Raw genomic sequence first — 20,228 nt, 5'->3', positions numbered from 1 at the left:
GAACGAGTGAAAGGGAACATCATGGAACACGGACTCATCGCATGGCTGATCATTGGTGCCGTTGCCGGCTGGCTGGCCGGCGTGCTGGTCAAGGGTGGTGGCTTCGGGCTGCTGGCTGACATCCTCATCGGCATCGTGGGCGCAGTCATCGGCGGCTGGCTGGCGGGCCTGCTGGGTATTGCCGTCGGCGGCGGTATTCTGGCCTCCATCGTCACGGCCACGCTGGGAGCGATCGTGCTGCTGGTGATCGTGCGCGCCTTCCGGCGCGCCTGACGTTGCGGGCAGGTGGCCGCTGCGGCCGCCGTGCTTGTCGTCACAGGATGCGTCCGGGCCCAGGCCCGGGCGCGTTTTGTTTTTGAGCACATCGCTTCATGCCGGCACGCCGCTTATTCGCGCACAAGCCCGTGAACAGTGCTCTGCGGCAAGACTTCTGCAAGAATCTTCATATCGATGCTGCAGCGCGCCATCCTGGCGTTACAATACCTGCGATGTTGAAAAAAGATTAAGTTGCGAAGGGGCGCAACGTGCCTGCCGGATGGGCAAGGACACTGCAGACGCTGTGCAAGCGGGCCGCCGCCTTCGTTTCCTCAGGTATCCATTCATCCAGAAAAAAACATCATGAGTCACGTCAATCCCCTCGCCGGCAAGCGTGCCGCGCCTTCGGCCCTGGTGAACCTGCCGGTGCTGCTGTCCAATTATTACAGCCTGCGTCCCGATGTGGCCGAGGCCAGCCACCGGGTGGCGTTTGGCACCTCCGGTCATCGTGGCAATGCCAATGCCCACAGCTTCAATGAATGGCACGTGCTGGCCATTACCCAGGCCATCTGCGACTACCGCAAGGAGCAGGGCTTCAAGGGCCCGCTGTTCCTGGGCATCGATACCCATGCCCTGTCGGAGCCGGCCTGGCATAGCGCGCTGGAAGTGCTGGCTGCCAACGAGGTGGTGACCATGCTGGCCGAGGGCAGTCCTTATGCGCCCACGCCGGCGGTCTCGCACGCCATCCTCACGCACAACCGCGTGCACCGGGACAAGCTGGCCGATGGCATCGTGGTCACGCCTTCGCACAATCCGCCCGACAATGGCGGCTTCAAATACAACATGCCCAATGGCGGCCCGTCGGACTCCAACGTCACCAGCTGGATCGAGCAGCGCGCCAACGGCTATCTGGAGCACAAGCTGGAAGGCGTGCGCCGGATCAGCTTCGAGAAGGCGCTCAAGGCCGAGACTACGCGCCGCTACGACTATCTGGACAACTATGTGGGCGACCTGCCCAACATCATCGACCTGGCCGCCATCGGTGCGGCCAACGTCAAGATCGGCGTGGACCCGCTGGGCGGCGCCGGGCTGCATTACTGGTCGGCCATCGCCGATCGCTACAAGCTCAATCTGGAAGTGGTCAACACCGACGTCGATGCCAGCTTCCGCTTCGTGCCGCTGGACTGGGATGCGCAGATCCGCATGGATCCGTCCTCGCCCTATGCCATGAGCGAGCTGATCGCCCTGAAGGACCGCTTCGACGTGGCCGTGGCCTGCGATACCGACCATGACCGCCACGGCATCGTCGCCAGGAGCACCGGCCTGCTGCCGGCCAATGACTATCTCTCGGTGGCGGTGTACTACCTCTTCGGCCATCGTCCGGCCTGGCGCGCCGATGCCGCCGTGGGCAAGACCCTGGTGTCGAGCCAGATGATCAATCGCGTGGCCGCGCATCTGGGCCGCAAGCTGCTGGAGATGCCGGTGGGCTTCAAGTGGTTCGTCGATGGCCTGTATGACGGTAGCCTGGCCTTCGGTTGCGAGGAAAGCGCCGGCGCCTCCTTCGTGCGCTTCGACGGCCAGCCGTGGAGCACCGACAAGGACGGCATCACCGCCGCCTTGCTGGCCGCCGAGATGACCGCCCGTACCGGCAACGACCCTGGACAGATCTACCAGGACCTGACCCGTCAGCTGGGCGCGCCGGTCAACGGCCGCAAGGAAGCCGCCGCCACGCCGGAGCAGAAGGCGCGCCTGTCCAGGCTGTCGCCGCAGGATGTCAGTTCCACCGAACTGGCCGGCGAGACCATCCGCGAAGTGATGACCACGGCGCCGGCCAACGGCAAGGCTTTTGGCGGGCTCAAGATCGTCACCGACAATGGCTGGTTCGCGGCCCGTCCGTCCGGTACCGAGAGCATCTACAAGATCTATGCCGAGAGCTTCCGCGACCAGGCCCACCTGGAGCGCATCTTTGCCGAGGCGCAAGAGATCGTCACCCGCGCGCTCAAGGCCGGCTGAGTCGCCCCGACGCTGCGCACAGGACGCCGCCGCCCCTCGGGCCGGCGGCGTTTTTCTTCCCTCCTTCCTACAGGCGAATGGGCCGATGTCTGGCTGAGGGCAGGGCAGGGGCTTCGTAAGATGGCGTGTGCCTTCCAACCACCCCAAGGAGGACCGCCATGGACCAGCCTCATCCGGATCCCGTCTTGCCGCGCCATACGGCATCCCCCCAGGCGCCGGCTGCCGCCTTGTTGCGTCCGCCCGGCCTGCCACCCGCGCCGCCGCGCGCGGCCGTACCGGACCACATCGAGACCGACCCGGCCCACGGGGTCGAGCCCGACGGCACCGAAGACCCGCTGGCCAACGCCGATGACGGCATCCTGCCGCATCCCGCGGGCAGCCCGTCCCTTCCACCCGCCCAGGAGAACACCATGCACAAGCCCCAGGACACCCCGCCCGTGGAAGTCCCGCCGCTGGACCCGACCCCGCCGCTGGACCCCATCCCGCATCAGAACCCCGTGGGCGGCCAGCGCTGAGTACGCGCTGCTACCCGTGGCCGGCATGACCGCACCCAAGGAGGCCTGTTTGAACCAGACCCTGCATACCCCCCAGGAAACCCCGCCCGTCAATGAACCCAACCTGCCCCCGCCACCGCTGCCGGACGATGAGCCGGTGCCGGTGGAAGATCCGCCGCTGAGTCCCCGGCCTGGCGACACGCCCTTGCGCATGTAGCGAGGTTCGCGGGATTCGCACTGTCCGGCCTGGCTGCGCGCCAGGCCGGCTGTTTTTTTGCCTTTCCGTTCATGTGCTGTGGACGCCGCCTGACATGCCACCCTTGCACACGGGCCTGGCGCTGCGCGCATGACCTATTTCTTCACATGGGCTGGAACCCGCCTGTCCTCGCCCTTCTCCCGGCACCATTCTCCCGCGCTGATTGAGACTTTTCTCATTCAAGCGGGTTTGCATCTGTGGAAACATGTCTTTTTTCGGCGACAGCAGATGAATCGAGCAGGGCTGCCGCCACGATCGTGTTTTCCGTGAGGAGTGGCGCCGTGTTCCCTTATCCCCCGCAGCCCCTTGGCTTTCCTGCCGGTCGCCGCTACACGGTCATGGCCGCGCTGCCGCTGTATGTGCTGGTGCGCCAGTACCCCGCTGGCGCCGGTCAGGTCCTGTGCGAACCGGTCATGTTCGGCCAGGCCAGCGGCAGCCAGGCGATGGTGACCTATCTGTCGCCCTTCGAGGCCAGTCTGGATGCGCTCTGGCTGGGCTTGACGCCGCAGGACTACCAGGTTCTGCCGGCAGCGGCGTTTTCTCCGGACGAGTTGATCGCGCGTCACCACGGCTACCTGCCGTACTGCCTGCACATGGCCTGGGGCGCGCATGACGGCTGCCTGGCGGTGCGCGCGCAGGGTGGGCCGGTACGGCTGTCCTCGACCAAGGTGGCCAGGGTGTCGGAGCGCATCGACACCATCACCCTGGACATCGGGCTGGCCGATCTGGAGTGTGCGGCCCGCTTGTGGGAGTGCGCCGGGCTGTTTGCCCGCTGCGAGACCGAGGCCCGTCTGCTCAGACTGAGCCCGTCCGAGCGCCACCGGCATGCCGCCCGCGCCATCGACCGGGTACCGGCCACAGCCGCGTCCGGTCAGGAAATCAACCAGCTCGCCCTGTATGACGCCGACGCGGCGCAGTGGCATTTCATCTCCCTCGATCTCTTTTTCAGCGTGGCTGCCCGGAGGCGCTGAAGAGGCGACAGCTTCCGGACTGCCGGTGACGCCCGTGCAGCCACGAATTCAAAAAGCCAGCAAGAAGCGACTTCCTGTCGTCATTGAGAGTTTTCTCATATTCATTGCATTGCTCTTCTGCAACTATGGGGCGAGGTCTGATCCTCGCCGCCCCCACCCCTGTTGCCTGAAGGAGCTGCCCTTGAACCGCGTCCTTGCCCCTGCGTGCCGTTCCCGGTCAGGCAGGCTGCGCTGTCTGTCATTGATCCTGCTCTTGCTCTGCTGGGTCGCACTGCCGGGGCCACCAGCGCCGCCCGAAGAAGTGCTGGACAGCTGCCTGACCGTGGACCAGATGCCCTTGAGCGCGGTCAGCATCGATCCTGTGGCGGGCCGGATGGAGGTCATGGAAGGCGGCCCGGCATCGTCCTACAGCCTCTACCTGCCCGATGGCGACAACCGCATGCTGCGCATCGGCTATGCCAGCGGCAAGCCGCCCGGGCGCGACTACCTCTTCGTCAATTCGCACCGGGGCTACCTCGACCGCGCCGTCGGCCTGAGCGCGGACGCCGCGCCCCGGCTGGAACGTCCGCAAAAGGCTTTGTTTGCCATGCTGGGCTATCTGGGCGAACGTTACCTGTGCCTGATGGAAATGCACGGGCAGGGCAGCGGCACGCGCCAGCGTTCGGCCTATGTGGCCCGCATTCCCAGCCGCATGGGCGTGGAAATGAGCCTGTATTACAAACTGGCCGAAGCGCCCGTGTCGTCTTCATCCGCATCCTCTCTTGCCTCGCCTGCGCGGTCTGACACGCCCCGCTGAAGCCGCCGCCAGCAGACGGCCGGGCTGGCCGCGCTGACGATCGCGGTTGCCCAAGGCGGTCCCCGCCTTTATACTTCGCCCCTTAGCATTGCTTCTGGTATCCCGCGCGCAGCCGCGTCCGGGATTGAAACGGGAAGCCGGTGCGGCCGGTGCCACAGCATCGCGCCAAGGCCGGCGCTGCCCCCGCAACGGTAAGCGAGGAAGGACACGCACTACGCCACTGTGCCGCGCGCATGGGAAGGCGCCTGTCCCGAAGCCCAGGCTTCCCCTCGCCAGCCCGGAGACCGGCCAGTGGCAACTTCTTCAATGCATCGCGGAGGGCGATCATGCGGAAAGCTTCCATCATTTCCCGCTGGTGTGAACCGGCGCCGTCCGATGACGGCGGGATCGTGCATGGGCGCTCGTCGCGTGGCTTCCTTCGTTTCATTCACCTGTCCAAGGAAAGCGCATGTCCACTCGCTCCGGTCTGAACGCCCGCCCAGTCGCCGACTCCATCCCCTCCGCCCACGCCGGCAGCCAGGTCTGGCGCGACCGCATCGCGCCTGCGCTGCTGGCCTTTGCGCTGGGGGTTGCGCTGATCTACGGCGCCGGTTTCGCTTCCCGGGTCGAGCTGCACAATGCCGCCCACGACGGCCGCCACTCGGCCGGTTTCCCCTGCCACTGAGGAGCGGACGATGAACTGGACGGTCCTGCGGCGCATGGCGTCGGCGGTGGTCATCGCAGGCGCCTTGTCGGGCGTGCTGCTGTCGGCGGTACAGCAATTTCAGGTCGAGAAGATCATCCTCAAGGCCGAGGAATATGAAAAGGCCGGCGAATCCGCTACCCACGCAGCCGATGCCCACGAGCATGCGCACGAGCATGAGCACACCCATGACGCCGATGCCTGGGAACCCGCCGACGGCGCCGAGCGCACCGGCTATACCGTGCTGGCCAACGTCAGCATGGCGGTCGGTTTTGCGCTGATGCTGGTGGCCGCCTTTACCCTCAGCGGCCGCAAGATCAGCTGGCGCAGCGGCCTGCTGTGGGGCCTGGCCGGTTACGGCGTGTTCTTCGTCGCGCCGTCGCTGGGCTTGCCGCCGGAAGTCCCCGGCACCCTGGCCGCGCCGCTGCATGCGCGCCAGCTCTGGTGGGTGATGACCGCAGCCATGACCGCCGCCAGCCTGGGCCTGTTCGTCTTTACCCGTGGCTGGCCGTGGAAGCTGGTCGGTGTGATGCTGCTGGTGGCGCCGCACTTCATCGGCGCACCCCAGCCCGAGGTTCACGGCAGCGTCGCGCCGGAAGAACTGGCGCAGGCCTTCATCCGTGCCACCGCCGCCGCCAATGCCATCTTCTGGCTGGCGCTGGGCGGGCTGACCGGTTTCTTCTATCGCCGCTTCGGCTGATTTGTCCTGAGGTGTCGGGCCCTGTCTGGCGTTGCGGCGCCAGGGAAAGTAAAGCTATCCAAGCCATGAGAACCCATCATCGTCACGTGCTCATGTGCGTGGGTCCGCGTTGTACCGAAAACGGCGTGCTGGCCGAAGCCATGTTCGGCGTACTGGGCGAGCAGATCGACGCCCGCCCCGAACTGCGCGTCAAGCGCACCCGTACCCACTGCATGGTGGCCTGCAAGGCGCAGGCCCCGGTGGTGGTGGTCTATCCCGAGGGCGTCTGGTATCGCTGCGAGGATGCCAGTGCCATCGAGCGCGTGGTGGTGGAACACCTGGAGGGCGGACGCGAAGTGAGCGACCTCATCTTCCATCGCCTGGGCAGCGGCGACGTGCTGCCGGAACCGGAGGCCAGCGATGTCTGAACCCTTGGCCCGCATCGTCCTGCTCACCCATGCCCCGACCGACCTGGCCCTGCTGGCCGCAGCGCGCAACCAGTTGCCGGCGGACTTTCCGCCGCTGGCCGGCTATGACCTGCAAGCCCTGCAATCCGCTACCGACGAGCAAGGCCAGCCGTTGCGAACGCTGGCGACCCTGCTGCGCGCCGAGCTGACCCATGCCCGCGTGATCGTGCTGCGCGTGCTGGGACGGCTGGGTGCGGTGGCCGGTTTTCCGGAACTGTTGCGGGCGGCGCGCGCCGAGGGTCGGCAGCTGATCGTGCTCTCCGGCACCGGCGAGCCCGATGCCGAACTGGCCGCCGCCTCCACCGCCGCACCGGACCTGCAGCAGCAGGCGCTGGCCTACTTCAACGGTGGCGGCAGCGTCAATCTGGCGCAACTGCTGCGCTGCCTGTCGGATCGCCTGCTCTTCTCCGGCTATGGTTACGAACCCGCACAAGCCTTGCCGGAACATGGCCTCTATCATCCCGACCTGGAACAGGATGCCAGCCTCGACGACTGGCTGGCCCTGCGCGCCAGCACACACGCAGGCAAGCCGGCCGTGGGCATCATCTTCTACCGCGCGCACTGGCTCTCGGGCAATACCGCCTTCATCGATGCACTGGTCGCCGCACTGGAGGCGCGCGGCATGGACGTGCTGCCGGTCTTCACGTCCTCGCTGCGGGTCTCGTCCGGCAGCGGCGCCGCGCTGCCGCCCGCGCTGGCTTATTTTGCCGGGGGACGGGTCGATCTCATCATCAATACCACCAGCTTTGCCATGGGCGAGATCACCGCCGGCGGCGTCACCCCGGCCGGATGGTCGGTGTCGGTGCTGGAGCAACTGGACCGCCCCGTGCTGCAGGCCATCACCAGCGGCATGACGCAAGACCAGTGGCAGCATTCCACACGCGGCATGAACCCGTTGGATGCCGCCATGAACGTGGTCCTGCCCGAATTCGACGGCCGCGTCATCGGCGTGCCGCTGTCCTTCAAGCACACTACCGAGAGTGGGGTGGTGCAGTACCAGGCCCTGCCGGACCGCGTGCGCCGCATCGCCGGACTGGCACAGCGCCTGGTGCGCCTGCGCACCACCCCCAATGCGCAAAAACGCATCGCCTTCATCTTCACCAATTCCAACAGCAAGGCCGCGCAGATCGGCAATGCCGTGGGGCTGGATGCGCCGGAGTCGCTCATGGCCGTGCTGCGCGCGCTGGCCGCTGACGGCTATGCCATCGGCGACCTGCCCGAGACCGGCACGGCCCTGATCCACGAGCTGGTGGACCGCTGCTCCTACGACGACATCCTCCTCACCGAAGACCAGCTGCGCCGCGCGGCTGCGCGCATCCCCGCAGCGCGTTATGCGCAGTGGTTCGCTGCCTTGCCCGCCGCCTTGCAGACCAGGATGCAGCGCCAGTGGGGCGCAGCGCCCGGCGAGGCCTACGTGCACGACCAGCATCTGGTCATTGCCGGCCTCGACCTGGGCAACGCCTTCGTGGCCCTGCAACCGCCGCGCGGCTACGGCATGGACCCCGATGCCATCTACCACCAGCCCGACCTGCCGCCCACGCATCACTACTACGCGCTGTACCGCTGGCTGGATGAAGAATGGGGCGCGGATGCCATCGTCCACGTCGGCAAGCACGGCACGCTGGAGTGGTTGCCGGGCAAAGGCGTGGGATTGTCTGAAGAATGTTTCCCGGATGCCTTGCTGGGCGATGTGCCGCTGTTCTATCCCTTCATCATCAACGATCCGGGCGAAGGCTCGCAGGCCAAGCGCCGCGCCCATGCCGTGGTGGTGGACCACCTGACCCCGCCGATGACCACCGCCGACAGCTACGGCGCGCTGGCCCAGCTGACGCAACTGGTGGACGAGTATTACCAGGTCGAGGTGCTGGACCCGTCCAAGCTGCCGCTGTTGCAGCAGCAGATCTGGGAGCTGGTGCGGCAGACCAATCTGGATACCGACCTGCAATACAAGCTGCTGCATCATGACCACGATCATGACCATGAGCACGGCCACGACCACGGTCATCACCATCATCACGGACATCATCATCATCACGATGACCATGACCACGTGCACGACGACGGCGCACTGCCGCATGCCTTGAGTGAACTGGACGGCGCCGGTGTGGCCCACCTGATCGAGGATCTCGATGGCTACCTCTGCGAACTCGGCGCGGCCCAGATCCGCGACGGCCTGCACATCCTCGGCCGCATGCCCGATGCGCAGCAACTGCCGGACATGCTGGTGGCGCTCACGCGCCTGCCCAACCAGGACCTGCCCGGCCTGCAGGAAGAACTGGCGCGCCTCTTCGGCCTCTCGCTGGACATGCTGCTGGAACACAAGGGCCGGCGCCTGAACATCGACGATGCGCTGTCCCGCACGGCCGGGCGCGCCATCGTCACCCGTGCCGATGCGCTCGACGCCATCGATGCGCTGTGCCTGTCGCTGATGCAGTCCTTGCAGCAGCATGGCTTTGCCGTGCAGGCCATCGACAGCGTGATCCGCTCGCTGCTGGCGCCCTTGTTCACCGCGCCGGTCGAAGAGAAACCGCGCCTGCAACCGACCCTGCAAAAGAGCAGCGGCAGTGTATTGGGCGGCATGCGCGCCATGGCCCGTCCCGCGCCGCTGGCCAGGCGTGCGGTGACAGCCCTCGCCATCAAGACAACCGATACCAAGGCCCTGCACCGCATCCTCGCCTTCGCCTGCGAGCAACTGGTGCCACGCCTGCAACGCACACATGAGGAAATCGGCAACCTCCTCAACGGCCTGCGCGGTGGCTACATTCCGGCCGGCCCCAGCGGATCGCCCACGCGCGGCATGGCGCACATCCTGCCGACCGGCCGCAATTTCTATTCGGTCGATCCGCGCAGCGTGCCCTCGCAATCGGCCTGGCGCGTGGGCCAGCAACTGGCGCGCGAGGTGCTGCAGCGCCATCACCGCGAGAGCGGCGACTATCCCGAGAGCGTGGCCATCAGCATCTGGGGCACCAGCGCCATGCGCACCCATGGCGACGACGTGGCGCAGATCCTCTCGCTGATGGGCGCGCGCCCGGTCTGGCGCGAGGGCAACCGGCAGGTGGCCGGGGTCGAGCTGATCCCGCTGGATCAATTGCAGCGTCCGCGCATCGACGTGACCACGCGCATCAGCGGCTTCTTCCGCGATGCCTTCCCGCAGCTCATCGAACTGATCGACGATGCCGTGCAACTGGCCATCGCCGCCGATGAACCGGAAGAGATGAACTTCGTGCGCAAGCATTACCTGCGCGACCTGCAGCAGGCCATGCAAAGCGGACTGGGCCAGGCCGAGGCGGCCGCGCAGGCTTCCTATCGCGTCTTCGGCGCCAAGCCGGGCAGCTACGGCGCCGGCATCCTGCCCCTGATCCAGGAAAAGAACTGGCAGGACCAGGCCGACTTCGCCGAGGCCTACATCAACTGGGGCGGCTATGCCTACGGCCGCAAGGTGCAGGGCGCCGACCAGCGCGCGGCCTTCCGCCAGCGCCTCTCCGGCGTGCAGGTGGCCTTGCACAACCAGGACAACCGCGAACACGACATCTTCGACAGCGACGACTACCTGCAATATCACGGCGGCATGATCGCCACCATCCGCGCCTTGTCCGGCCAGCAGCCGCGCCATTACTTCGGCGACAGCCACGACCCGCAGCGCGCCGCCGTGCGTGACCTCAAGGAAGAAACCCTGCGCGTCTTCCGCGCCCGCGTGGTCAATCCCAAATGGCTGGCCAGCATCCGCCGCCACGGCTACAAGGGGGGACTGGAACTGACGGCCACCGTCGATTACCTGTTCGGTTACGATGCCACCGCGCAAGTGATGGAAGACTGGATGTACCAGCAACTGGCCGAGACCTATGGCTTCGATCCGGCCATGCGCGCGTTTCTGGAACAGGCCAATCCCTGGGCCCAGAACGCCATCGCCGAGCGCCTGCTGGAAGCGGCCAGCCGGGGCATGTGGCAAACACCACCGGTACAGACCATCGAACAGTTGCGCACACTTTACCTGCACAGTGAATCCCTGCTGGAAGCGCGCGGCGAAACCGTGCGCGGCAGCGAACACACCAAGGACATGCAATGACGGCCGCACATGCCTATCCCTTCCCGGCCATCGTCGGCCAGCCCCTGCTGAAACAGGCGCTGCTGCTGTGCGCGGTCGATCCCGGCATCGGCGGCGTACTGGTGCGTGGCGACAAAGGCACGGCCAAGAGTACGGCCGCACGCGGCCTCACCCAGGTGCTGCCGTCGATCGCGTTGAACCAGGGCTGCGCCTTCCATTGCGCGCCGGGACAGCCGGCCGCTGCCTGTACAGTCTGCAATGCTGAGCAGACTGTACCGGTACAGTACCAGGCCACCGTACCCTTCGTTAACCTGCCGCTGGGGGCCACCGAAGACCGCGTGCTCGGTTCGCTCGACCTGCAACAGGCCCTGCAAGGCGGCCAGCGTGCGTTCCAGCCGGGCCTGCTGGCGGCGGCCCATCGCGGCATCCTCTACATCGATGAAGTCAATCTGCTGGCCGATCATCTGGTGGACGTGCTGCTGGATGTGGCCGCGATGGGGGTGAATTCGGTGCAGCGCGAGGGTCTGTCCCTCAGCCATCCCGCGCGCTTCACGCTGATCGGCACCATGAATCTGGAAGAGGGCGACCTGCGCCCGCAGCTGCTGGACCGCTTTGGCCTCATGGTGGAAGTGACCGCCCCCACCGACAAGACCGTGCGCGCCGAAGTGGTGCGCCGGCGCATCGCCTTCGAGGCCGATCCCGTCGCCTTCGCTGGTCAGTGGCAAGCGCAGCAGGACGCCTTGCGCGCCCAGGTGGCCGAGGCCCGGCGCCTGTTGCCCGAGGTCGTGCTGGACGATGCCATGCTGGAACTGATCAGCCATCTCTGTTGCGAGTTCGAGGTGGCCAGCCTGCGTGCGGACATCGTGATGCACAAGACCGCACGTGTCATCGCGGCCTTGCAGGCGCGTGTGCGCGTGAGGCCCGATGATGTCCGCGAGGCCGCCTTGCTGGTGCTGCCGCATCGCCGCCGCCGCAAGCCCTTCGAGCAGGCCGGCATGGACGAGGACAAGCTCGATGAGCTGGTCGATCAGGCGCGTCAGCCTGAACCGCCACAACAGCAGGGTTCCGGCGACGCGGCGCCGGATCATGAATCGGCCGGGCCGCCATCCTCTGAAGACCCTTCGCCAGAACAGCAAGGTGAGGGCGGTCAGCAGACCTTCGCCATCGCTGCGAGCGGAACGGCCCGCAAGATCAGCGTCGCCACTGCGCCTCAGGCATCGGCCAACGTGGCCAGCGGCCGCCGCAGTGCCGTGGCCGATGCCAGGAGGGGCAGTGCCGTGCGCGCTGTGGCCGATGCAAATCCCGACCGACTGGCGATTAGTGCCACCCTGCGCAGTGCCGCCGTGCGCGGCGCGCTGGCTGGCGAGACTGACGGGCCACTGACGGTCACGCGCGATGACCTGCACCGCCAGGTCCGCAGCGGACGCGGCGCCAACCTGATCGTCTTCATCGTCGATGCGTCCGGCTCCATGGCCGCGCAACGTCGCATGGAAGCGGTCAAGGGCGCGGTGCTTGCGCTGCTGACCGATGCCTACCAGCGCCGCGATCAGCTGGCCGTGATCGCCTTCCGTGGCGAGCAGGCGCAAGTGCTGCTGGCCCCGACCCGCAGCGCCGACCTGGCCGAGCAAGGCCTGCGCGAACTGCCCACCGGTGGCCGCACACCGCTGCCGCATGCGCTGCAACTGGCGGCGCAGATGCTGCAACAACAGTCGCAAGAGGCGCCGCCGCTGCTGGTGATCCTCTCCGATGGCAAGGCCAATGTCAGCCTGCCCGGCAGCAGCGGCGACCCCTGGACCGAAACCCTGCAGGCCGCACAGACCCTGGCTGCGCAGGGCGTGCCTGCGCTGGTACTGGATACCGAATCCGGCTACCTGCGCCTGGGCCGCGCGGCGCAACTGGCCGAGGCGCTGGGTGCGCCTTGCCTGACTCTCGAACAACTCACCGGCGACGCTCTGGCGTTGACCGTGCGTGCGCAACTGGGCGCGCGCTGAAAGGAAAGCAAATGATCATCTGTATCGGTGCCGGCCCCGGCGACCACTCCTACCTGACCGTGCGCGGCGCGGAGCTGATCCGCAATGCTGACGTGGTGGCCGGCTTCAATGCCGTGGTCGATGTGGTCAAGGACCTCATCCCATCCAGCGCGCAGGTGGTGCTGATGGGCTACCGCGACCAGGTGGCCAGACTGGACGAAGTGGCCGCATTGCATCATGCCGGCAAGCGCTGCGTGGTGGTCTTCATGGGCGATATCCACTTCAGCGGCTTCCAGTACCTGGAGCGGGTGGAGCGCGCCTGCGGCCATCGCGTGGAAACCTTGCCGGGCATTTCCTCGGCGCAGATTCTCGCCTCGAAGGCGCGGGTGTGCTTTGATGAAACCACCTTCATCACCTTCCACCGGCGCGGCGATCTGGAGCCATTCAAGCGCCATCTGGTGAACGTCTTGAACGATGGACGCAATGCCATCGTCATCCCTTGTCCGTGGGATGCGGCGCGCTCCTTCATGCCGCGCCACATCGCCACCTATCTGCTGCAGCAAGGCGTCAATCCGGATCATCCCACCGAAGTCTGGGAAAACCTCACCCGTGGCGACGCCGAATGGCATGGCAATCTGGCCGATTGTGCCGACAAGGAGTTCAGCGATATGAGCATCATGCTCATCCGCACGCTCACCCCCATGGCGAGCCAGATCGAACCACCGCCGCAGGTGGCCGGCGGAGCCACGGCATGAATGACCTGCGCAAGTCAGCCGTGGTGATCGCCGGCCACGGCAGCCGCGATCCCGATGCCCTGCGCGAATTCGAGGCGCTGGTCGCGCTGGTGCGTGAGCGCGCTGACGGCCGCGTCGTGCGCCACGGTTATCTGGAATTTGCCGCGCCCACCATCTCCGAAGCCGCTGCTGCCTGTGTGGCCGAGGGCGCCACCGAAGTGGCCGTGGTGCCCGGCGTGCTGCTGGGTGCGCGCCATGCCAAGAACGACATGCCGGCCGAACTGCTGGCACTGGCCCGCGATTATCCGCAGGTCGATTTCCATTTCGGCGCGCCGATGGATCTGCATCCGCTGTTGCTGCAACTGGTGCAGCAGCGCGTGGTGGAGGCCGAGGCCAGTTCGCATGAACTTATCCATCGCCAGGATGCCTGCCTGGTGCTGGTCGGACGCGGCACCACCGACCCCGATGCCAATGGCGAGATCGCCAAGCTGGCGCGCATGGTGCAGGAGGGCATGGGCTTTGGCGGCGTCAAGGTCTGCTTCTCGGGCACGGCTGCGCCGCTGGTGCGGGATGGACTGGCGCAGGCCGTCGCAGAAGGCTGGCAGCGGCTGGTGGTGTTGCCGTTCTTCCTCTTCGATGGCGTGCTGGTCAAGCGCATCTATGCCGCCGCCGACGAACTGGCGCAGCGCGAGCCGGGCGTAGAGGTACTCAAGGCCGCTTACCTGGGCGTGCATGCACACGTGGCCGATGTGATGCTGGAGCGCGCGCGCGATGCCGCCGAAGGCCGTGCCGCCATGAACTGCACACTCTGCAAATACCGGGTGCAGATCGTCGGTTTCGAGCAGCAGGTCGGCGAGCCGCAGCGGGCGCATCACTTGCAGGTGCGCGATCTTTCCGCGCGCGAGCAGCTGGCTGCGCCTGTCACGGGAACGGCCCCTTACGTGCCGCATCCCATCGAAGCCGAGAGCATGGAAATCATCCAGGCCGGGCGCGACTGGAGCGGCTTCCCGCCTGAGCAACTGACCGTCCTGCAGCGCCTGGTACATACCAGTGGCGACTTCGCCGTGGCCGATGAAATCTATTTTTCCGCTGGTGCGGTCCAGTCCGGGATGAAAGCACTGCTGCGCACCAAGCGGGTCGTCACCGATGTGACCATGGTACAGACCGGCCTCAAGCGCGCCGTGCTGGAGCAGCTTGGCGTGCAGACCTGGTGTGGCGTACATGATCCCGAATCGCACCTGATGGCGCAGAACCTGGGCATGACCCGCTCGGCCGCCGGCATCCGCCGCGCCTGGCAGAAGTTCGGCAATGACCTGGTGCTGGCCATCGGCGATGCACCCACCGCCATCACCGAGGCGGTGCGCCTGATCCGCGAACATGGCTGGCGGCCGCAACTGGTGATCGGCCTGCCGGTCGGCTTCGTCGGTACGCGCGAGAGCAAGGACGAACTGCGCCGCTGCCTGCAGGTGCCGCGCATCACCAACAGCGGCACGCGCGGCGGCTCGCCCTGGGCGGCCAGCGTGGTCAACGCCCTGATGATCGATGCCATCGCCTGGCTGGTCGCGCAGGAAGCGCAGAGCGAGGGCGTGCAGTGATGAAGGCCGGCAGCGAGCTGCAACGGGCCGAGTATGACCTCGCCGTGCTCGCCCCCAATGGCCTGCGCCGTGGACGCAGCACCGGCAGTTGCGCCACGGCGGCGGTGCGTGCGGCACTCTATCGCCTGCTGGGCGGCATGACGGTGCAGTACACCGAAGTCAGCCTGCCCGATGGCCTGCATTACCTGAGTGTGCCCATCGAGAGAGTCAGCCTGATCGATGCCGATACAGCGCAGGCCGAAGTGCTCAAGGATGGCGGCGACGATCCCGACAATACACACGGCGCCACCATCGTTGCCCGGGTGCGGCGCAATGCGGTCGGGGAGATCCGATTCTTTGCCGGCGAGGGCGTGGGCACGGCGACCATGCCGGGCCTGCGCGTGGCAGTGGGCGAGCCGGCCATCAATCCGGTCCCGCGCGCCATGATGCGTGCTGCGGTGGCGGAGGTGCTGGCCGAGTTGCAGCCTGATGAGCCGGCCTGCGGTTTCGATCTGACCATCGGCTGCCGCGAGGGCCTGGCCATCGCGCCCAAGACCTTCAATCCCAAGCTGGGCATCGTCGGCGGCATTTCCATCCTGGGCACGTCGGGCATCGTGGAGCCGATGTCGATGGCCTCCTGGATCGCTTCCATCGAGGTCTACATCCGCGTGGCGCTGGCCGCCTGCGCGCCGGGCGATGGGGTGGCCTACCTGCCGGGCAAGATCGGCCGCGTCTTCGTGGCGCAGACCCTTGGCCTGCCGGACAAGCGCAGCGTGCAGATCGCCAATTTCCTGGGCGATGCGCTGGACTTCACCCAGAAGGCGCTGGCCGAGGAGGGACGTACACTGCCGCTGCTGTGGCTGGCCGGGCATCCGGGCAAGCTGGCCAAGGTGCTGGATGGGGTGTGGGATACGCACTCCAGCAAGAGCAACATGGCCATGCAGGGCGTGGCCCGCGTGGCTGAAGAAATGAACGCGGCAGGGCAGGGCGCGCTGTTTGACGCCACCCTGCTGCAGCAGATGAGGCAAGCCAATACCGTGGAAGCAATCATAGAACTGGTGCGCCAGCAGGATGCCGCGTTGTCGCGCCGTCTCTGGTGCGAGATCGAGGCCCGCATCGGCGCGCTCGCCCATGCGCGCGTGCCCGCGGTCGAACGCGTCGCAGTGCGCTTGTTCGATCTGGACGGACAGCCGTTGGGAGAAGGCGCATGAGCGGGCGTCTCACGGGGATCGGTGTCGGCCCCGGCCCGGCCGGTTATCTGCCGCTGGCGGCGCTGACGGCGCTGCGGTCGGCCGATGTGATCTACATTCCGCGTGCGCGCGGGGCCGACCTGTCGGTAGCCCTGCAATGCCTGGAGGGCGTGGAGTTCGACCGCAGCCGCTTGTGCGAGATCGAGTTCAACATGGACCCGGACCGCCAGGTCCTGCAGGAACATTATGCGCACCTGGGCCAGCAACTGGCGGCGCAATTGCGTGAGGGCCTGCAGGTGGTGTATCTCACCATCGGTGATGCACTGACCTATTCGACCTACGGTTATGTACTGGCGGCCGTGCGTGATCTGTATCCCGAGTGCGACTGCGTGACGCTGCCCGGCATCACCAGCTACGCCGCCGCCGCCGCTGCGCTGGAATGGCCGCTGGGCGTGGGCAAGGAGCGCACGCTGATCCTGCCCTGCCCGGAAGATGCGGCGACCCTGCGGGCCGAGATCGAGAGCCACGACATCGTGGTACTGATGAAGGTCGGCGCGCGCCTGCCGTGGGTGCTGGCGCTGCTGCGCGAGATGGACATCGCGCAGCATTGCGGCTTTGCCCGCCGCATCGGCCTGGATGGCGAAGTGCTGGCCAGCGACCTCAGCACGCTGGATGCGGCACAAGCCAGCGGTTACCTGGCCGTGCTGCTGATCCGCAAGACTGCGCAGGAGCAGCGCCATCGCGCGCCACAGGAGAAATCGAAAGGAAACGCATGAAAGTCTATTTCGTCGGCGCCGGCCCCGGTGCGGCCGACCTCATCACCCTGCGCGGTGCGCGCCTGCTGGGCCAGGTGCGCATGGTGCTGTACGCCGGTTCGCTGGTGCCCACTGCCTTGCTGGAACATTGCCACCCCGAGGCCGAGATCATCGATACCGCCGCGCTCGATCTGGAGCAGCAGCAAGCCTGCTACGTGCGTGCGCAAGAGCAGGGCATCGACGTGGTACGCCTGCATTCCGGCGACCCCGCCATCTATGGCGCGACTGCCGAGCAGATGCGCCGGCTCGATGCGCTTGGTATCGCCTATGAGGTGGTGCCGGGCGTGTCGTCCTTCACCGCTGCCGCAGCGGCGGTGTCGGCCGAACTGACCAAGCCGGAAGTGTCGCAGAGCGTGATCCTCACGCGCGTCTCGGGCCGCGCCTCGGCGGTGCCCGAGTCGGAATCGATTGCCTCGCTGGCCGCACATCGCGCGACCATGTGCATCTTCCTGTCCGGGCCGCACCTGAAGAAGATCGTCACCGACCTGCTGCTGCACTATCCGCCCGAGACGCCCGTCACGCTGGTCTATCGTGCCACCTGGCCGGAGCAGCGCGTCTATCAGGGACAGCTCGACAAGGTGCTGGAAGAGAACAAGCGCGGCGAGTGGAATCTCACCACGATGATGCTGGTCGGTGCCGCGCTGAACAAGGAACAGGTGGCCGAATCCAGCCTCTACTCCAAGGACTTCACGCACCTCTTCCGCGTGGTCAAGAAGAACAAGGACGCCGCATGAACCCGTCCGTCGCCCCGGCAGACCTGGGCCTGTGGCCCGTGCGCGCCGAGGCGGCGGCGCTGGCCATGCACTTGCAGGACCGTCTGGGCGGCGAACTCTACCAGCCCTGGCTCCATGCAGAAGGCGGCCTGTCGCAGCGCCAGCAGTTTGCGCTGGCCTATCGCCGCCATCGTCAATGGATCATGATCGGTGCCACCGGCATCGCCGTGCGCTTCCTCGACGGCCTGCCGCAGGACAAGCACAGTGATCCCGCCGTGGTGGTGCTGGATGAAGCAGGACGCTTCGCCATTGCCTTGCTGGCCGGGCACGAAGGCGGGGCCAACGGTCTGGCCTATCGCGTGGCGCAATTGACGGGCGCACAGCCGGTGGTGACGACCGCCACTGAAGCGGTCAAGCCGCTGGTGCTGGGCATCGGTTGTCGCAAGCTGGCCTCGGCGCAGCAGATTTCCAATGCGGTGTCGCAGGCGCTGGACTTGTGCCCCGGCACGTCGCTAGCCCAGGTGCGCGAAGTGGCCACCATCGATATCAAGGCCGAAGAACCGGGTCTGCTGGCCTTTTGCGCCACCCATGATCTGCCGCTGCGCGTGATTGCCCGCGAGCAGATCGCCCAGCGTGCCTGGGTCGGCAAGCCATCGGAGTGGGTGCGCCAGAACGTCGGCGTGGACGGCGTATGCGAACCGGCGGCCTTGATCGCCAGCCCGCGTGGCCGGCTGTTGCTGGGCAAGACCGCGCTGGACGGGGTGACCGTGGCCATCGTGCAGGATGCCGAGGGTTGGCACAGCTTTGCAGAAAACCCGGGATCACCGGGATACTGATGACCTGACCACCGTTCGTCCTGAGTAGGCCCTTTCAGGGCCGTATCGAAGGCACGCCGTCTTTCGCGTCCCCTTCGACCAGATCCGGACAGGCTTCGATACGCGGCTTTGCCGCTACTCAGCCCGAACGGTAGTCAGATGATGTTGGAAGAACCTTATTCAATGGCAGGAAACCCGATGGAAGCAGTCAAGAAAAAAGGCGTATTGAACCTGGTCTCGGTCGGCCCCGGTTTCGAAGAAATGATCATCCCGCGCGCCATCGAGGCCTTGCGCGATAGTGAGGTCATCGTCGCCTACGAGTTGTACCTGCGCTGGATCGCATCGCACATCGCGGGCAAGGAAATCCACACCCCGCCGCTGACGCAAGAGCGCGAGCGTGCCCTGCTGGCCATCGAACAGGCCCGCGCCGGGCGCCGCGTGGCGCTGATCTCCAGCGGCGATATCGGCATCTATGCCATGGCCGCACTGGCCTTCGACGACATGCGCGAGGACGATAGCTTTGATGTCAACGTCATCCCCGGCGTGACCTCGGCCAATGCCTGCGCTTCGCTCTTGGGTTCGCCGCTGTCGCACGATTTCGCCACGCTGTCGCTGTCCAATCTGCTGTGTCCGTGGTCCTGGATCGAGCAGCGCGCCAGCCACATCGCCCAGGCCGATCTGGCCTGCGTGCTCTACAACGTGCAGAGCGCGGGCCGGCAGGAGGGGGTCTACCGCATCCTGCAACTGATGCTGGAACACAAGGCCCCGCATACCCTGTGCGGCGTGGTGCGCAATGCCTATCGGCCGGGGCAGCAGGTCTCCATCCATCGCCTGGATGAATTGCCCGGCCTGCAGTTCGACATGCTGACCTCGATCGTGATCGGCAATCGTTTTACGCAGCGCAAGCGCGGCTGGATCTTCACTCCGCGCGGCTACAACGACTGGAGCGAAGAAACCCAGGCGCAGGAAGTGGCGCAACTGCCGCAGCAGGCCGTCTGGGTGTTCTCCGGCACCAGCGACGGCAACCTGCTGGCGCGCGAACTGGCGGGGCAGGGTGAGCGCGTGGTGATCTCCACCGCCACCGCCTATGGTGGCGAGCTGGCCAGCCAGGATTGTCCGGGTGCCCACGTCTGGGCCGGCCGCCAGGGCGTGGAAGCGCGCCGTCAGGCGCTGCGCGACAGCCAGGCGCGGGTGCTGGTGGATGCCACTCATCCGTTTGCGGTGCAGATGTCGCAGCAGTTGATGACGCTGGCGCAGGAGCTGGGCCTGCCTTATCTGCGCTATGAACGTCCCAGCGACATGGCCGCCGATGATCCGCATGGCTGCGCCGACATGGCAGAAGCCGCCGAGCGCGCTATTGCCATGGGCCGCCGCATCTTCCTGGCCACCGGTTCCAAGGACCTGGGGAGTTTCCTCAAAGCGCCCGGCGCGGCCGACCGCCAATGGTTCGCCCGCGTCACGGCCGATCCTGATTTCATTCAGCGCGCACTGGAACTGGGCCTGCCGCGCGCCCACCTGTGCGCCATGCAGGGACCGTTCTCGCAGGCCTTCAACGAAGCCTTGTGGCGCGACTGGGGCATCGACTGCGTGGTCACCAAGGATTCCGGCGAGGCCGGCGGCTATCGGGCCAAGGCCGAGGCCGCGCATGCCCTGGGCATTCCACTGCTGACGGTACGCCGGCCGCAGCTGGCCTATCCGCAGGTGGCGCATGACTTGGCAAGCCTGCAGGCGCAACTGGCGGCGCTGGCCGGAGCCTGAG

Annotated in this window: 18 protein-coding genes and 1 riboswitch; all 18 genes read left to right on the top strand. The window is 66.6% G+C overall.

Features of this window, described 5'->3' with window-relative positions; translation table 11 throughout:
* Positions 1–21: 21 nt before the first annotated feature.
* The 18 genes from AACH55_RS14335 to cobJ all read left to right on the top strand — a co-directional run bounded on the left by AACH55_RS14335 (position 22) and on the right by cobJ (position 20,227).
* Positions 22–273 carry a GlsB/YeaQ/YmgE family stress response membrane protein gene (locus AACH55_RS14335; protein WP_017450312.1) on the top strand — a complete coding sequence of 84 codons (252 nt, stop codon included), beginning with the start codon at positions 22–24 and terminating at the stop codon, positions 271–273.
* A gap of 345 nt (positions 274–618) precedes the next feature.
* The gene (gene pgm / locus AACH55_RS14330; protein ID WP_338715247.1) at positions 619–2,268 is read left to right on the top strand and encodes a phosphoglucomutase (alpha-D-glucose-1,6-bisphosphate-dependent); all 1,650 of its coding nucleotides are present in this window, start codon (positions 619–621) and stop codon (positions 2,266–2,268) included.
* 158 nt (positions 2,269–2,426) lie between these two features.
* Complete coding sequence (locus tag AACH55_RS14325) at positions 2,427–2,783, top strand: hypothetical protein (protein WP_338715246.1); 357 nt, start codon at positions 2,427–2,429, stop codon at positions 2,781–2,783.
* 49 nt (positions 2,784–2,832) lie between these two features.
* Positions 2,833–2,979: a hypothetical protein gene (locus tag AACH55_RS14320; RefSeq protein ID WP_338715244.1), complete on the top strand. Its 147-nt coding sequence runs from the start codon at positions 2,833–2,835 to the stop codon at positions 2,977–2,979.
* 320 nt (positions 2,980–3,299) lie between these two features.
* A complete protein-coding gene (locus tag AACH55_RS14315) occupies positions 3,300–3,989 on the top strand; it encodes a hypothetical protein (RefSeq protein WP_338715243.1) in 690 nt (229 codons plus the stop codon).
* Between the two features lie 253 nt (positions 3,990–4,242).
* Positions 4,243–4,785 (top strand): hypothetical protein, encoded by a 543-nt coding sequence (locus tag AACH55_RS14310; protein WP_338715241.1) that lies wholly within the window; start codon positions 4,243–4,245, stop codon positions 4,783–4,785.
* A 78-nt stretch (positions 4,786–4,863) separates the two neighbouring features.
* Positions 4,864–5,093, top strand: a riboswitch (cobalamin riboswitch).
* 140 nt (positions 5,094–5,233) lie between these two features.
* On the top strand, positions 5,234–5,449 hold the full coding sequence (locus tag AACH55_RS14305) for a CbtB domain-containing protein (RefSeq protein ID WP_338715239.1): 216 nt from the start codon (positions 5,234–5,236) through the stop codon (positions 5,447–5,449).
* A 10-nt stretch (positions 5,450–5,459) separates the two neighbouring features.
* The gene (locus AACH55_RS14300; protein WP_338715238.1) at positions 5,460–6,167 is read left to right on the top strand and encodes a CbtA family protein; all 708 of its coding nucleotides are present in this window, start codon (positions 5,460–5,462) and stop codon (positions 6,165–6,167) included.
* A gap of 65 nt (positions 6,168–6,232) precedes the next feature.
* The gene (locus AACH55_RS14295) at positions 6,233–6,574 is read left to right on the top strand and encodes a ferredoxin (protein WP_338715237.1); all 342 of its coding nucleotides are present in this window, start codon (positions 6,233–6,235) and stop codon (positions 6,572–6,574) included.
* Positions 6,567–10,679: a cobaltochelatase subunit CobN gene (locus AACH55_RS14290; protein WP_338715236.1), complete on the top strand. Its 4,113-nt coding sequence runs from the start codon at positions 6,567–6,569 to the stop codon at positions 10,677–10,679. The genes AACH55_RS14295 and AACH55_RS14290 overlap by 8 nt, the downstream gene beginning before the upstream one ends.
* Positions 10,676–12,649, top strand: coding sequence for a putative cobaltochelatase (locus AACH55_RS14285; protein ID WP_338715234.1), 1,974 nt, complete (start codon positions 10,676–10,678; stop codon positions 12,647–12,649). Before AACH55_RS14290 ends, AACH55_RS14285 begins: the two co-directional genes overlap by 4 nt.
* An 11-nt stretch (positions 12,650–12,660) precedes the next feature.
* Positions 12,661–13,383: a cobalt-precorrin-7 (C(5))-methyltransferase gene (locus AACH55_RS14280; protein WP_338715233.1), complete on the top strand. Its 723-nt coding sequence runs from the start codon at positions 12,661–12,663 to the stop codon at positions 13,381–13,383.
* Positions 13,380–14,957, top strand: a complete 1,578-nt coding sequence (locus AACH55_RS14275; protein WP_338715232.1) for a precorrin-8X methylmutase — start codon at positions 13,380–13,382, stop codon at positions 14,955–14,957. The genes AACH55_RS14280 and AACH55_RS14275 overlap by 4 nt, the downstream gene beginning before the upstream one ends.
* Positions 14,957–16,147, top strand: coding sequence for a cobalt-precorrin-5B (C(1))-methyltransferase CbiD (gene cbiD / locus AACH55_RS14270; RefSeq protein WP_338715231.1), 1,191 nt, complete (start codon positions 14,957–14,959; stop codon positions 16,145–16,147). The genes AACH55_RS14275 and cbiD overlap by 1 nt, the downstream gene beginning before the upstream one ends.
* Complete coding sequence (cobI, locus tag AACH55_RS14265; protein WP_338715230.1) at positions 16,144–16,902, top strand: precorrin-2 C(20)-methyltransferase; 759 nt, start codon at positions 16,144–16,146, stop codon at positions 16,900–16,902. The genes cbiD and cobI overlap by 4 nt, the downstream gene beginning before the upstream one ends.
* A complete protein-coding gene (gene cobM / locus AACH55_RS14260) occupies positions 16,899–17,675 on the top strand; it encodes a precorrin-4 C(11)-methyltransferase (RefSeq protein WP_338715229.1) in 777 nt (258 codons plus the stop codon). The genes cobI and cobM overlap by 4 nt, the downstream gene beginning before the upstream one ends.
* Entirely contained in the window at positions 17,672–18,490 is an 819-nt protein-coding gene (locus AACH55_RS14255; RefSeq protein ID WP_338715228.1) for a cobalamin biosynthesis protein, read from the top strand. Before cobM ends, AACH55_RS14255 begins: the two co-directional genes overlap by 4 nt.
* A 177-nt stretch (positions 18,491–18,667) precedes the next feature.
* Entirely contained in the window at positions 18,668–20,227 is a 1,560-nt protein-coding gene (gene cobJ / locus AACH55_RS14250; protein ID WP_338715227.1) for a precorrin-3B C(17)-methyltransferase, read from the top strand.
* The last annotated feature ends 1 nt before the right edge of the window (position 20,228 follow it).

Origin of the sequence: Herbaspirillum sp. DW155 (genome assembly GCF_037076565.1) — a bacterium.
GTDB lineage: Bacteria > Pseudomonadota > Gammaproteobacteria > Burkholderiales > Burkholderiaceae_D > Herbaspirillum.
The sequence above is the reverse complement of the archived record's forward strand: the minus strand, read 5'-3'. Positions and strand labels throughout refer to the sequence as shown.